Raw genomic sequence first — 13,200 nt, 5'->3', positions numbered from 1 at the left:
CGCCGACGGAAAGTTTTCTACAGGCGCGCGACTGACGACAGCAGGTCGGACAGCTCCGCTTCAGTCGCGTTCCCCGCTTCGATAGCGTCTCTGGGGTCACGACCCATCTCCTGCACGGTCTCGATGGCGCGGTCGGGGCCGTAGTCGTAATGATACACCAGCCACGCGGCGAGCACCTGTCCGGTGCGGCCGATGCCGGCCAGGCAATGAACGACGACCCGCTCTTCTGTCTCACAGGCGTCAACCAGGAACGGCAGGATATCGTCGTGGAGGCGGTCTTGGGCGATAAGTCGGTGGTCGGGAACCGGTACGTGGCGGACTGATGACGCTCCGAAGGCCTCCCGATAACGCCGGAGGTTGGCCCCAGCGTCGTTGAGCTGTTGCCCGGGAAGCAGACAGCAGATCCGCTCAATGTCGTGTGCCTGCATATGTGCGATCCAATCATCGAGCGCGTCCTGATGCGTGGCGGCCGTATGCCAGCCCGGCGCACAGGACCCGTAGACGTACTCTTCGTTGGAGGCTGCAGGCGCGAAGCGGTGTGGATTCACGATGGGCATAGCACCCGTTACCCTGCCTATCCTACCGATACCCTTCACTCTACCCACCCAATTCTCAGCTGTGATTCTCTGAATAGAACACTGTCTCCGCCAGACTGCTTTCCAGCTCTGACCAGTTTCAGTGGCCACGTTTATACTGTCAGTTCCCCCTACGTCGAGACATGGTGACGTTTCTTGCCGGCGGGACGGGAACGCCGAAGCTCCTCGCCGGTGCCGACGACGTGTTTTCGCCGGCGGCGACGACTGTCGTCGCCAACACCGGTGACGATATCGAGCTGGGGGGCCACCTCGTGTGTCCGGACCTCGACACCGTGCTGTTTCTGGACGGGGAGGTCCTCGACCGGGAGACGTGGTGGGGTATCGCCGACGACACCGCCGAGACACACACGGAACTGACACGGCTTGCCGATGCCGCCGGGCTTGACGGCGGACCACGATACCTTCCCGACGATGCGCAGACTGCGGGGCGAGACATCGCACGTTGGCGGCGCTTCTCCGGTGTCGCGGAGTTCATGCACATCGGCGACCGGGACCGCGCAGTTCACGTCACGCGCACCTCGCTGCTTGACGAGGGCCGATCACTGACAGCCGTGACGCGGACGCTCGCCGATGCATTCGGGCTGGAACGGACGCTGTTACCGATGAGCGATGACCCCGTCGCTTCAATTATCCACACGCCGAGCGGTCCGATGCACTTTCAGGAGTGGTGGGTCGGTCGAAACGGGGAGCCACTGGTCGAAGATGTTGAGTTCAGGGGCGCAGAACGGGCCAGCGCGACGGACGCCGTCCTGACCGCACTCGACGATACTGTTGTCATCGGTCCGTCGAACCCTGTGACTTCGCTCGGGCCGATGCTTGCCATCGACGACATCCAACGGGCACTACACGAGACAACGGTTGTCGCCGTCTCGCCGTTCATTGAGGACACGGTGTTCTCGGGGCCGGCGGCGGACCTAATGGCCGGTGTGGGGCTGGAGCCAAGCACTGCCGGCGTGGCTGAGGCCTACCCCTTCGCTGATTCGTTCGTGCTGGACGAGGAGGATTCGACGCCGCTTGACGTGCCGGTTGTCCGAACCGACACGACCCTCAACGATGCGGCTGACGCTGAACGGGTGAACCGTGCCGTCGAAACAGCCCTCTCGGAGGTGGCCTGATGTTCGAACCGCGCGTCGCCCTCGCAAGTCTCAGCGGTGAGGCTGACGCCTCGTGGGCCCGTGCAGTCGAGTCTCACGTCGGGTGTGCGTTCCTCGGCGGTATTGCGCTCGACGACCGGACCCGCGAGGCCGCCCGAGCGATGACGGACCGCGACCGCTCCGAGTTCCTGCCCGACGACCCGGTCGCGTTCGTTGACGACCAGTTGGCTGCGCTTGCGGACGCACCGCTACGTCCGGCGTTCAACGTCCGGAGCGCGACGCTTGGCCCTGTCGAGCGTGCCGCCGCCGTCTGTCAGCGCCACGACGCTATCATCGAAATCAACGCTCACTGCCGGCAGGACGAGATGTGCGTTGCGGGTGCCGGTGAGTCGCTGCTTCGGGAGCTGGACCGACTGGCGGCGTTCGTGGAAGCAGCAGCGTCGACAGGGGCGACGGTTTCGGTGAAGGGGCGTGCTGAACTCGACGGCGTCTCGCTCCCGGCCGTTGCACAGGCCATCGAAGACGCCGGTGGTGATGTATTCCACGTCGACGCGATGGACTCGGAGTCAGTCATCGCCGACGTGGCCGACGCCACCGACCTGTTCGTCGTGGCGAACAACGGCGTTCGCGGGACGGCGACCACACGGGAGTATCTCTCGTATGGCGCTGACGCCGTCAGCGTCGGTCGTGCAAGCGACAAGCCGGAAACACTCGATACGGTCCGGGAAGCGACAGTAGAGTGGTTCGCCTCGGAGGTGTCACCGTGAGCGAGCGGTCGGTTGCACAGAACGCGCAGTTGGCGTTGCTGCTGGAAGTCACTGGGACGCCGAAACCCGGCAACGTCGACCGCGAGCGGGAGTACGACGACCTCCGGTTCGAGCACTTCATGGCCGGCGCTGTGGGCGCACGGAGGGGGCTTGACCGCGCGGCCGCGGGCGACCCTCTCGGTCCCGCGTTCGAGACCGCCGTCGAGGGGATGGCCGGCCAATCCGGTGGGAACACCCAGTTCGGGGCGCTGTTGGTGCTCACACCGCTGGCGGCCGCGGCGAATGATGGCCGACTGTCGCCTTCCGGTGTCGATGCTGTGGTTCGTGGAACGACGGTCGAAGACGCCGCGGCGTTCTACCGCGCCTTCGAGCACGTCGATGTGGCTGTCGACGACCCGCCAGACGGGCTGGAACCGCTCGACGTTCGCCGTGGAAGCGATGCGGTTCCGGAACTCCGGGCGCGCGAGACGACGCTGTTCGACGTGATGGAGTCCAGCGCCGATATCGACGGCGTAGCTGCGGAGTGGGTCTCCGGCTTCGAACGCGTGTTCAAGGCCAGCGAGTGGTTACTGGATGGGTCTGGCCCGGTCGCTGACCGCGCGTCCGAGGTCTTCCTCGAACTCCTTGCGGCGGAGCCGGACACCTTTGTCGCCACGCGACAGGACCGCGAAACCGCTGTGGAAGTTCAAGAGCGGGCACAGGCCGTTCTCGACGGTGCGGAAACCGCAACCGATCTCGCTGAGGAGTTCGTCAGGCGCGATATCAATCCCGGAACGACTGCCGACCTCGTTTCGGGGTCGCTGTTCGTCGCGCTCGAACGGGGGCTCGAAGTATGACCGGTACCCCTTCGGAAGACAATGGTCCGGAATCCGGTGATTCCAAGACACAGTGGCCTGTCACGCTCGCTGGCGTCTCCGAGACAGTCGTCACCACGCTGGGGCCGAACGAGCGCTGGAACGTCGCTGCACTTGGTGTCCATGCACCGGATGGTGATGGGCCGGCCACGGCGACAACGTGGGGCCGGACCCGGACCTGGCGGAACTTTCGGGAGCGTGGTAGCGGCTACGTCCAGTTCACGCGCGACCCGGTTGACTTCGCCGAGGCGGCGCTGTCGGTCCGCGAGGAAGACGACCCTGTTATCGACAGCGCGGACGCTTGGGTAACGGTCGATGTCGAACGGCGTGACTCCGGGAATGAGGGGGACACGCAGTGGGTCGAGTGGGCGCTCAACCCCGTCGACAGCACCGTCGAACGCCGGGTCGTTCCGACGACGAACCGTGGCCACGCCGCCGTCGTCGAAGCGACTGTCGCAGCCTCGCGGCTGGATGTGCCGAGCTACGACCGTGAAACGCTGCTGGACCGTCTCGCGTACTTCGAGTCAGTGGTTGAAACGGCTGGCGGTGAGCGCGAGCGGGCGGCCTTCGAGCGAGTGTGTGACTTGGTCGACGCCGACTGGTAGGGTACTCAGCACAGAATCTGGGGCAAGCAGGCGACACGCGACGGCCCGAGACAGGCTGTGTCGCACTCCTGCGGGACCTGCCACGGCGGCGATCAGCGCATAGCTTTGGGTCGTCCCGCCCCTACTGATAAACATTCGCGTGCGTGGTCCGTTCCGAACCCTTTTTGAGTGCGACCAAGCAAGTAGCGCGCATGGCAATCAAACCCGCCTACGTCAAGAAGACCGGGACGCTCCTCATGGAGCGATACCCCGACGCCTTCGGTGCAGACTTCGAACACAACAAAGACGTCGTCGAGGAACTGACCAACATCGAATCCAAGGGTGTCCGCAACCGCATCGCCGGCTACGTCACCCGGAAGATGAACAACCCGGTCGAAGCGTAACTCGGTTCTTTCTCTCTGTCTCCCGCGGCACGTGAGCTACTGCTTTCTTCAGTCACAGCCCGCTACTGTTCGGGCTGGGCACGCTGGCTGTCGCTCTGGCGCTTCCGGTGGATGATGCCCTGCATGTTGGCGGTGCGGGCGGCGATGTCGCGGAACGATTCGCCAACGTCGCTGTCCTCGTCGAGCACGAGCGGTTCGCCAGTGGCACCGCCTTCTCTGACTTCGGGGTCGAGCGGAATCTCGCCGAGGAACGGCATCTCCGTCTCGTCGGCGAACTCGCGGCCGCCGCCGCTGCCGAAGATGTCGTGTGTGCCGCCACAGTCCGGACAGACGAACGACGACATGTTCTCGACGATGCCAAGCACCGGCGTCTCGTGGCGACCGAACATCCGGAGCCCCTTTCGGGCATCGTCAAGAGCGACTTCCTCCGGCGTGGTGACGATGACGGCCCCGGAGACGGGCACCTGCTGGAGCATCGTCAACTGCGTGTCGCCGGTCCCCGGCGGCAGGTCCACGACCATGTAGTCGAGTTCGCCCCAGAGCACATCATCCCACAGTTGCGTGAGGACGTTGTCGACCATCGGGCCGCGGAAGATAACTGGGTCGTCCTTGCCGACGAGGAAATCCATGCTCATCAGCCGCATTCCGTGTTTCTCGACGGGAATTATCTCTTCGTCTTCTGTCGCCTGTGGCTGCTCGTCAGCGTCGAGCATCCGCGGAACGTTCGGCCCGTACACGTCAGCATCGAACAGGCCGACGCGAGCACCGAGCCGTGAGAGGCCGGCGGCGAGGTTCACCGCAACGGTTGACTTGCCGACCCCGCCTTTCCCCGAGGCGACTGCGATGACGTTCTTGACTTTCGGCAGTGGGTCTTCCGCTTCCGGGACGCCGCGGTCGACGCTCGCCGAGAGGTCGATCTCGCGGTCGAGGTCGCCTAGCGCCTCGCGGACCTCGTTCGCGATGCTCGTCTCCGTCGGCGAGTACGGCGCACCGAGCGCTAGGTCGATGCTGACCTCGTCGTCGGTCACGTCAATGCTGTTGATAAGCCCGAGCGAGACAATGTCGTCTCCAAGGTCCGGGTCCTCGACCGTTCGCAGGCGCTCGCGTACGTCGTCTATATTCATGCACACGAGTAGGTCCCGGAGATGCGATAAGGATTGTGACACTGCCGAACACGGCAGCAATCGATCGGACGACGCAGGGATGCGCCGGCATCGTTCGACGTAGCGATGTGTCGGCCTTATGTCGTTCAGACTAATTAGCACCTTCGCGTACGCAGGCGAACGAGATGGAGAAAGCAAGATTGAGTAGCCGTGTCGGACTCAGGGTCGTCGGAACACGTAGACGCTCTCACCGTCCAGTTCGGCGCGTAGCTCGCCGTCCTCATGATCGAACACGAGTCGCTCTGGCGTCCCAGCAAACGAGTGGAGTGGCATGCCGGTGTCTATCGCGCCATCAGGAGCTACCGCAACGTGTGTTCGGCCACTGAATTCAGCCCGGAGTGCCCCGTCTTCTGCCTCGGTAACAGCAGAAGGTCCCGCGAACCGTTCCAGATGGTCACGGACCGCCGTTCGGTTGGTCGGGTCGACGCTGCTCCCGCCGTCGGTGATGTGCCGCCGCATGTGTTGATGTGTGTTCCCAGTGACGAATGTATTGTGCTGGCCTAATCAATGACCCTGTGGCTTGCCACTTCATGTCTCAGTGGGTATGCCTTGCAGTCACGCGGCCGGCCCCCTTCGTTGCGTTTAAATACAACCCCGGAATAGAATCGGATAGACTCGTGTAGGGGGACCCGCCCCCGAGTCCGCGTGCTGCGGGCGCGAGTGTCATAGAACGCGTGTCGTGGTAGCCAAGCCTGGCCCAAGGCGCAGGGTTGCTAACTCTGTGGCGTACAGCCTCCGGGGTTCGAATCCCCGCCACGACGCTCACCCATCAGTACCTACATATGAGTGCAGAAGACCCCAACGCGGGCGAGGACGCGGATGCCGAAGAGGAGGAGGACATCCGCTATTTCGTCCGTATCGGACAGACAGACCTCGACGGGACGAAATCCGTCGAGCGAGCACTGACAGAACTGAACGGTATCGGCCACCGGGCCGCCCGAATTATCGCCCAGAAGGCGGACGTCGACCGGCGCGCTGTCTTCGGCAAGCTCGACGACGACGTCATCGAGCGCGTCGTCGAGCGCGTCGAGAACTTCGCCGACGATGTGCCTGAGTGGATGACCAACCACCAGAAGGACTACTTCACTGGTGAGACCACCCACGAGACCGGCAACGACCTCCAGCTTACCCGCCGGCAGGACATCAACCGCATGAAGATGATCGATTCCTACCGCGGTGTCCGCCACAAGCGCGGCCAGAAGGTCCGTGGACAGCGTACCAAGTCCACCGGCCGGACGGAGGGGACCATCGGCGTCAACGTCGAGGCGATCAAGGAAGAGCAGGCTGAAGATGCCGCCGCGGAGGATGACGAATAATGGCGCTTGGTTCAAACACGAAGTTCTACGAGACGCCGAACCATCCCTTCCAGGGCGAACGCATCGCCGACGAGGCTAACCTCATCGGCCGCTACGGCCTGAAGAACAAAGAAGAGCTCTGGCGCGCACAGTCCGAGCTTCGTGGCTACCGCCGTGAGGCACGGAAGCTGCTGGGCAGCGCCGGCGAGCACGAGACCGAGTCCGAGGAGTTCCTCGCTCGGCTCAAGCGCTACGGCATCCTCAACGAGCAGGACCAGCTCGACGACGTGCTGTCGCTTGACGTGACTGACGTGCTGGAACGCCGCCTGCAGACGGTCGTTTACCGCAAGGGCTACGCAAACACGCCCGAGCAGGCCCGCCAGTTCATCGTCCACGGACACATCGTGCTGGACGACGCTCGCGTCACCCGACCCGGCATGACGGTGGAAACCGCCGTCGAGAGCTCGGTCGGCTTCGATGAGCACAGCTCGCTGTCGGACGAACTCCATCCTGAGCGCGCGGAGGCCCAAGAATGAGCGAAGAAACCGAAGACATCTGGGGCATCGCCCACGTGCACGCATCGTTCAACAACACGATCATCACCATCACCGACCAGACCGGCGCGGAAACGCTCGCAAAGAGCTCCGGCGGGACGGTTGTCAAGCAGAACCGCGACGAAGCGTCGCCGTACGCGGCGATGCAGATGGCCGAGGTCGTTGCCGAAAAGGCCCTCGACCGTGGCGTCGAAGGCGTTGATGTTCGGGTCCGTGGTCCCGGCGGCAACCTCCAGACCTCGCCCGGTCCGGGTGCGCAGGCGACGATTCGCGCACTCGCCCGAGCGGGTCTGGAGATCGGTCGCATCGAGGACGTCACGCCGACCCCGCACGACGGCACTCGTGCACCCAAGAACTCCGGATTCTAACCAATGACACAGGACTACGAGGTTGAGTTCGTCGAACGCGGCGAGCGCGAGGCGCGGATCCTCGTGCGCGGCATCACGCCGGCCTTCGCCAACGGCATCCGGCGAGCGATGGTCGCGGACGTACCGACGTTCAGTATCGACACCGTCCGCGTCATCGAGAACACCAGCGTGATGTTCAACGAGCAGATCGGTCTCCGACTGGGACTGGTCCCGCTGACGACCGACCTCGACGACTTCGAGATCGGCGATGAGGTGACGCTGTCGCTGTCCGTCGACGGGCCGAGCACGGCCTACTCCAGCGACCTCGTCTCCTCGGACCCGATGGTCGAGGCCGCCGACGACAACATCCCGATCATCGACCTCAAGGAAGGCCAACGTCTCGAAGTCGAGGCAGACGCCGTCCTCGATACTGGTCGGGAGCACGCCAAACATCAGGGTGGCGTGGCCGTCGGCTACCGACACCTCCAGCAGGTGGAGGTCGTTGGCGACCTCGGCGAGTTCGAGGACGACGACCCGAACATCCTGCGTGGCGTCATCGAAGAGCAGGCGGCCGAACACGCCGCCGGCGACGCCACCAACGGCGAACTCGTTGCGACAGACGAGTTCGACAACGACCTTCGGAACCGCTACCCCGGCAAGGACGTCGAGGTATCGGACGTGCCGAACGCGTTCGTGTTCCACGTCGAGACGGACGGGTCGTTCACCACCGAGGAACTGGTCCTGCGCGCGGTCGAGACGCTGCGTGACCGCGCGACCGAACTGAAAGACGCAGTCCAACTGTAACGATACAATGCCCCGACACACCCCACCACTACCGATGACCGCCCGCTCCCCGAGCGCGAGGACCGAAAGGGGTTTTACGGGGCACGCAAAACGAACAATCGCGCGCAGGGATAGCCAAGTTTGGCCAACGGCGCAGCGTTCAGGGCGCTGTCCCGTAGGGGTCCGCAGGTTCAAATCCTGCTCCCTGCACTTTTCCCACAACGGAGGAATCATATGAGTAAGACGAACCCGAGACTCAGTAGTCTCATCGCCGACCTGAAGTCAGCCGCCCGCAGTTCGGGCGGTGCTGTCTGGGGCGACGTCGCCGAGCGCTTAGAAAAGCCACGGCGCACACACGCGGAAGTCAACCTCGGCCGTATCGAACGATACGCCCAGGAAGACGAAACCGTCGTTGTGCCCGGCAAGGTGCTTGGCTCCGGTGTCCTGCAGAAGGACGTCACCGTCGCCGCTGTCGACTTCTCCGGAACCGCCGAGACGAAGATCGACCAGGTTGGAGAGGCTGTATCACTCGAACAGGCAATTGAAAACAACCCAGAAGGCTCCCACGTCCGGGTGATCCGATGAGCGTCGCAGAATTCGACGCGGATGTCATCGTTGACGCCCGCGACTGTATCATGGGCCGCGTCGCATCACAGGTCGCCGAACAGGCTCTCGATGGCGAGACGGTCGCCGTCGTCAACGCCGAACGCGCCGTGATTACCGGCCGAGAGGAGCAGATCGTAGAGAAGTACGAGAAACGTGTCGACATCGGTAACGACAACGGGTACTTCTACCCCAAGCGACCGGACGGCATCTTCAAACGCACCATCCGCGGCATGCTGCCCCACAAGAAGCAGCGTGGCCGCGAAGCGTTCGAGAGCGTCCGTGTCTACCTCGGCAACCCGTACGACGAGGACGGCGAGGTTCTAGACGGCACGTCGCTTGACCGACTGTCGAACATCAAGTTCGTCACGCTGGGCGAGATCAGCGAAACGCTTGGAGCGAACAAGACATGGTAACGAACACGTCTGGCAAGAAGAAGACCGCCGTCGCCCGCGCGACCGTTCGCGAGGGTGAGGGCCGCGTGCGTATCGACTCGCAGCCGGTCGAACTCGTCGACCCCGAGCTGGCGCAGCTCAAGATGCTGGAACCGTTCCGCATTGCCGAGGACGACCTCCGCGGCGAGGTCGACGTGGAAGTGTCCGTCGAAGGTGGCGGCGTCATGGGGCAGGCAGACGCCGCCCGAACCGCCATCGCTCGCGGACTTGTCGACCACACCAACGACGCCGAACTCCGTGACGCGTTCATGGAGTTCGACCGCTCGCTGCTGGTCAACGATGTTCGCCAGTCCGAACCCAAGAAGTGGGGCGGCCCCGGTGCGCGGGCCCGCTACCAGAAATCGTACCGCTAAGGTGATTCAGGTATGATGGTACCGGTTCGGTGTTTCACGTGCGGTAACGTCGTCGGCGAGCACTGGGAAGAGTTCAAAGCACGCACCCGCGAGGCTGAGGAGCCTGAGGACCCGGAGAAGGTCCTTGATGAACTCGGCGTCGAGCGGCACTGCTGTCGCCGGATGCTCGTCTCGCACAAGGACCTCGTCGACATCGTCTCACCCTACCAATGAACGCACAGGAAAGCCGCTACGAGAAGGCCCGCAAACTCGGCGCACGAGCGCTGCAGTTGGCCCACGGTGCTCCCGTGCTCATCGAGACGGAACACACCCAGCCGATACTCATCGCCGCCGAGGAGTACGACGCTGGCGTCCTACCGTTTACGGTCAACAGGAGTGATTAACGATGACGCTCATCACTGACATCCGACTCCGCCGCGTCCTCGACTCCCGCGGGAACGCGACTGTCGAGGCCGACGTTCTCACCGAGAGTGGGGGCTTCGGTCGTGGCAAGGCACCGAGCGGCGCAAGCACGGGCGAGTACGAGGCCATCGAACTCCCCGCCAACGAGGCCATCGCCAAGGCCCGCGAGGAGGCACTCCCGCGACTCATCGGTGAGGTCCACGCCGGGAACCAGCGTGACGTCGACGCGGCGCTGCACGCCGCCGACGGCACCGACGACTTCTCCGGCATCGGAGCCAACAGCGCCGTCGCCATCTCGATGGCGGCCGCAAAGGCCGGTGCTGACGTGCTGGGCGCACCGCTGTACCAGCATCTCGGCGGTACGTTCCGGGGCAACGAGTACCCAACGCCGCTGGGCAATATCATCGGCGGCGGCGAGCACGCCGCGGATGCAACCAATATCCAAGAGTTCCTCGCAGCCCCCGTCGGCGCACCGAGCGTCGAAGAGGCTGTCTTCGCCAACGCCGCGGTCCATCAGGAGGTCCACGACATCCTGGCCGACCGCGACCTGCCAGCGGGCAAGGGCGACGAGGGAGCCTGGGCACCGTCCGTTTCGGACGACGAAGCGTTCGAGATTATGGACGAGGCTGTTGAGACCGTCGCCGACGACTTCGGCTTCGCTATCTCTTTCGGCCTCGATGTTGCTGGCGCGGAACTCTACGATGACGAGGCGGACGGCTACGTCTATGACGACGGCGTCAAGTCCACCGAAGAGCAGATAGAGTACATCGCCGGGAAGGTTGAGGAGTACGACCTCGTCTACGTCGAGGACCCACTCGACGAGAACGATTACGAGGCCTTCGCGGACCTGACCGCACAGGTCGGTGACCAGACGCTTGTCTGCGGCGACGACCTGTTCGTCACCAACGTCGAGCGCCTGCAGGCCGGTATCAACGCCGACGCCGGGAACTCCATCCTGATCAAGCCGAACCAGATCGGGACGCTTACCGACGCTGTCGACGCCATCGAACTGGCGACGGCAAGCGGCTACGAGTCCGTCGTCTCCCACCGCAGCGGCGAGACGGAAGACACGACGATCGCACACCTCGCTGTCGCCACTGACGCACCGTTCATCAAGACCGGCGCGGTCGGCGGCGAGCGCACAGCCAAGCTGAACGAACTAATCCGTATCGAGGACAACGCAGTATGAGCGGCAACGAAAAAGAAGGTCTCGACGCGTCCGATTCCGACTTCGACCCGTCCGACGAGGACGACGAAGCGGTCGACGCGGAGACCGAAACGGAAGCCGAACAGCCCGCCGACGACGCCGAAGAGGCGACAGAGGCCGAACCAACTGACGATGAAAGCGAGGCCGACGAGGCCGCCGGCCCACAGCTGGACGAGGACGTCATGCCCGACGAGCAGTCGGAAGCTGACCTCCTCATCCCCGTCGAGGACTACCTCGGCGCCGGTGTCCACATCGGGACCCAGCAGAAGACCCAGGACATGGAGCGGTTCATCCACCGCGTCCGGACCGACGGGCTCTACGTGCTGGACGTCTCGATGACTGACGAGCGTATCCGCACCGCCGCGGACTTCCTGTCCAACTACGAGCCGGAGCAGATTCTGGCCGCATCGTCGCGCCAGTACGGTCGGTTCCCGGCCGAGAAGTTCGCCGAAGCGATCGGCGCGCGCGTCCGCACCGGCCGGTTCATCCCCGGCACGCTGACCAACCCCGACTACGACGGCTACATCGAGCCTGACATCGTGGTCGTCACCGACCCGATCGGTGACGCCCAGGCTGTCAAGGAGGCCATCACGGTCGGCATCCCGGTCATCGCGATGTGTGACTCCAACAACACCACGTCGAACGTCGACCTGGTCGTCCCGACGAACAACAAGGGGCGCAAGGCGCTGTCGGTCGTCTACTGGCTGCTGGCCAACGAGACGCTCGACCGCCGCGGTGCCGAGCCGACGTACGGACTCGACGACTTCGAGTCCGACATCTAACGTCGCTGAACCGTTCGTTTTCTCGCTGTCGAAGTGCGAGTGGCGATGCCAGTATCGCCAACACAAGACCTACCACAAGCCCCGGAGTAGGGCTGGCAAATGGCAGAGGGAGACACGTTCGTCAACGCCGTCATCGGTGCCGTCGCAACCGCTCTGCTGAGTGGATTCGTCCCGCTCGCGCCGCTGCTCGGCGGCGGCATCGCGGGCTACCTCGAAGGTGGCGAGCGAGACGACGGGGCCCGAGTTGGGCTGCTGTCCGGCGTCATTGGGCTGGCGATTTCGCTAGTCTTCTTCGTGGTCGTGTTCGTCTTCCTGGCCGCGCTTCTGGCGTTCGTTCCCGAAGCACTGGGTGTGTTCGGTGCGATGGGGTTGCTCGTGCTCGTCCTTGGAACGGTAATGACGGCCGCGTATTTCCTCGGCTTGAGCGCGCTCGGCGGCTGGCTGGGCAATTACGTCAAGTACGACACGACCATCGGCAATTGACCGGCTAGCCGCGCCGGCGGTAACTACATCACGGGGGACGCCACTACCGAGAACGCATATGCGTGAGTCGGTGACCAACGCCGGTATCGGGGCGCTCGTCACGGTTGCGCTGTCGTTCATCCCTTTTTCATCGATGGCCGGCGGTGCTGTGGCCGCAGCGAACCACGGCGGTAGCTACCGAACCGGGCTCTGGTTGGGGACGCTGGCTGGCGCTTGTGCGATGGTCCCTTTGCTCGCCCTCTTCATCCCGGCGCTGTACATCGCCGGCCTCCTCGGGTTCGGGATTCCGCCCGGAGCGCCCGGGTACGACTTGTTTCTGGCGCTCGTGTTCACGTTCTTTCTGCTGTACACTGTCGGTCTCAGCGCTCTCGGTGGTCTCGGCGGCGTCTGGATATCGGCACACACCGACTGGGACCTAGACGCCAACCGCTGGCTCTGAATGCACGTGAGCCGCCCGCTGCCCGACATTTGGCA

The 13,200-nt window shown here is 64.0% G+C and carries 21 protein-coding genes and 2 tRNA genes; 20 read left to right on the top strand and 3 right to left on the bottom strand.

The features are described from left to right. Positions 1–17: 17 nt before the first annotated feature. Positions 18–557, bottom strand: coding sequence for a dual specificity protein phosphatase family protein (locus G9463_RS03095; protein ID WP_165895934.1), 540 nt, complete (start codon positions 555–557; stop codon positions 18–20). Positions 558–718: 161 nt separating this feature from the next. Here G9463_RS03095 and cofD point away from each other — a divergent pair, with 161 nt between their 5' ends. The 5 genes from cofD (at position 719) to G9463_RS03070 (ending at position 4,299) form a co-directional block, all read left to right on the top strand. Beyond that, the gene (cofD, locus tag G9463_RS03090) at positions 719–1,711 is read left to right on the top strand and encodes a 2-phospho-L-lactate transferase (RefSeq protein ID WP_165895933.1); all 993 of its coding nucleotides are present in this window, start codon (positions 719–721) and stop codon (positions 1,709–1,711) included. Next, positions 1,711–2,457, top strand: a complete 747-nt coding sequence (locus G9463_RS03085) for a tRNA-dihydrouridine synthase (protein ID WP_165895932.1) — start codon at positions 1,711–1,713, stop codon at positions 2,455–2,457. Before cofD ends, G9463_RS03085 begins: the two co-directional genes overlap by 1 nt. Then, positions 2,430–3,293: a triphosphoribosyl-dephospho-CoA synthase gene (locus tag G9463_RS03080; RefSeq protein ID WP_165895931.1), complete on the top strand. Its 864-nt coding sequence runs from the start codon at positions 2,430–2,432 to the stop codon at positions 3,291–3,293. Before G9463_RS03085 ends, G9463_RS03080 begins: the two co-directional genes overlap by 28 nt. Further along, a complete protein-coding gene (locus tag G9463_RS03075; RefSeq protein ID WP_165895930.1) occupies positions 3,290–3,916 on the top strand; it encodes a DUF447 domain-containing protein in 627 nt (208 codons plus the stop codon). Before G9463_RS03080 ends, G9463_RS03075 begins: the two co-directional genes overlap by 4 nt. Positions 3,917–4,107: 191 nt before the next feature. Next, on the top strand, positions 4,108–4,299 hold the full coding sequence (locus G9463_RS03070) for a 30S ribosomal protein S17e (protein ID WP_004516807.1): 192 nt from the start codon (positions 4,108–4,110) through the stop codon (positions 4,297–4,299). Between the two features lie 62 nt (positions 4,300–4,361). Here G9463_RS03070 and G9463_RS03065 read toward each other — a convergent pair whose 3' ends face one another. Beyond that, a complete protein-coding gene (locus G9463_RS03065) occupies positions 4,362–5,423 on the bottom strand; it encodes an Mrp/NBP35 family ATP-binding protein (RefSeq protein ID WP_165895929.1) in 1,062 nt (353 codons plus the stop codon). 198 nt (positions 5,424–5,621) lie between these two features. After that, positions 5,622–5,921 carry a hypothetical protein gene (locus G9463_RS03060; protein ID WP_004963351.1) on the bottom strand — a complete coding sequence of 100 codons (300 nt, stop codon included), beginning with the start codon at positions 5,919–5,921 and terminating at the stop codon, positions 5,622–5,624. Positions 5,922–6,138: 217 nt separating this feature from the next. On the opposite strand from G9463_RS03060, the gene G9463_RS03055 reads away from it, so the two are divergent. The 15 genes from G9463_RS03055 (at position 6,139) to G9463_RS02985 (ending at position 13,165) form a co-directional block, all read left to right on the top strand. Further along, positions 6,139–6,223 (top strand) — tRNA-Ser (locus tag G9463_RS03055). A gap of 21 nt (positions 6,224–6,244) precedes the next feature. Continuing rightward, positions 6,245–6,778 carry a 30S ribosomal protein S13 gene (locus tag G9463_RS03050; RefSeq protein ID WP_004963348.1) on the top strand — a complete coding sequence of 178 codons (534 nt, stop codon included), beginning with the start codon at positions 6,245–6,247 and terminating at the stop codon, positions 6,776–6,778. Then, complete coding sequence (locus G9463_RS03045) at positions 6,778–7,293, top strand: 30S ribosomal protein S4 (protein WP_004593562.1); 516 nt, start codon at positions 6,778–6,780, stop codon at positions 7,291–7,293. The genes G9463_RS03050 and G9463_RS03045 overlap by 1 nt, the downstream gene beginning before the upstream one ends. Next, on the top strand, positions 7,290–7,679 hold the full coding sequence (locus G9463_RS03040) for a 30S ribosomal protein S11 (protein WP_004516802.1): 390 nt from the start codon (positions 7,290–7,292) through the stop codon (positions 7,677–7,679). Before G9463_RS03045 ends, G9463_RS03040 begins: the two co-directional genes overlap by 4 nt. A gap of 3 nt (positions 7,680–7,682) precedes the next feature. Then, entirely contained in the window at positions 7,683–8,462 is a 780-nt protein-coding gene (locus tag G9463_RS03035) for a DNA-directed RNA polymerase subunit D (RefSeq protein WP_004963344.1), read from the top strand. 104 nt (positions 8,463–8,566) lie between these two features. Continuing rightward, positions 8,567–8,651, top strand: a tRNA-Leu gene (locus G9463_RS03030). 24 nt (positions 8,652–8,675) lie between these two features. Further along, a complete protein-coding gene (locus tag G9463_RS03025) occupies positions 8,676–9,026 on the top strand; it encodes a 50S ribosomal protein L18e (protein ID WP_004516800.1) in 351 nt (116 codons plus the stop codon). Next, on the top strand, positions 9,023–9,460 hold the full coding sequence (locus G9463_RS03020; RefSeq protein ID WP_004593558.1) for a 50S ribosomal protein L13: 438 nt from the start codon (positions 9,023–9,025) through the stop codon (positions 9,458–9,460). Before G9463_RS03025 ends, G9463_RS03020 begins: the two co-directional genes overlap by 4 nt. Beyond that, positions 9,454–9,852: a 30S ribosomal protein S9 gene (locus G9463_RS03015; RefSeq protein WP_004516798.1), complete on the top strand. Its 399-nt coding sequence runs from the start codon at positions 9,454–9,456 to the stop codon at positions 9,850–9,852. The genes G9463_RS03020 and G9463_RS03015 overlap by 7 nt, the downstream gene beginning before the upstream one ends. Before the next feature lie 12 nt (positions 9,853–9,864). Then, positions 9,865–10,065 (top strand): DNA-directed RNA polymerase subunit N, encoded by a 201-nt coding sequence (locus G9463_RS03010; RefSeq protein WP_004516797.1) that lies wholly within the window; start codon positions 9,865–9,867, stop codon positions 10,063–10,065. Continuing rightward, a complete protein-coding gene (locus G9463_RS03005; RefSeq protein WP_004516796.1) occupies positions 10,062–10,235 on the top strand; it encodes a DNA-directed RNA polymerase subunit K in 174 nt (57 codons plus the stop codon). Before G9463_RS03010 ends, G9463_RS03005 begins: the two co-directional genes overlap by 4 nt. 2 nt (positions 10,236–10,237) lie before the next feature. Further along, positions 10,238–11,443: a phosphopyruvate hydratase gene (gene eno, locus G9463_RS03000; protein ID WP_004963339.1), complete on the top strand. Its 1,206-nt coding sequence runs from the start codon at positions 10,238–10,240 to the stop codon at positions 11,441–11,443. Further along, the gene (gene rpsB, locus G9463_RS02995; RefSeq protein ID WP_004963334.1) at positions 11,440–12,243 is read left to right on the top strand and encodes a 30S ribosomal protein S2; all 804 of its coding nucleotides are present in this window, start codon (positions 11,440–11,442) and stop codon (positions 12,241–12,243) included. Before eno ends, rpsB begins: the two co-directional genes overlap by 4 nt. Positions 12,244–12,342: 99 nt before the next feature. Continuing rightward, on the top strand, positions 12,343–12,726 hold the full coding sequence (locus G9463_RS02990; RefSeq protein WP_165895928.1) for a DUF5518 domain-containing protein: 384 nt from the start codon (positions 12,343–12,345) through the stop codon (positions 12,724–12,726). A 58-nt stretch (positions 12,727–12,784) separates the two neighbouring features. Continuing rightward, entirely contained in the window at positions 12,785–13,165 is a 381-nt protein-coding gene (locus G9463_RS02985; RefSeq protein ID WP_004963314.1) for a DUF5518 domain-containing protein, read from the top strand. The last annotated feature ends 35 nt before the right edge of the window (positions 13,166–13,200 follow it).

The sequence above is a fragment of the Haloarcula sp. JP-Z28 genome (genome assembly GCF_011440255.1).
GTDB classification, from domain to species: Archaea; Halobacteriota; Halobacteria; order Halobacteriales; family Haloarculaceae; genus Haloarcula; species Haloarcula marismortui.
Note: the sequence above shows the minus strand (reverse complement) of the source record. Positions and strands in the feature narration are given on the sequence as shown.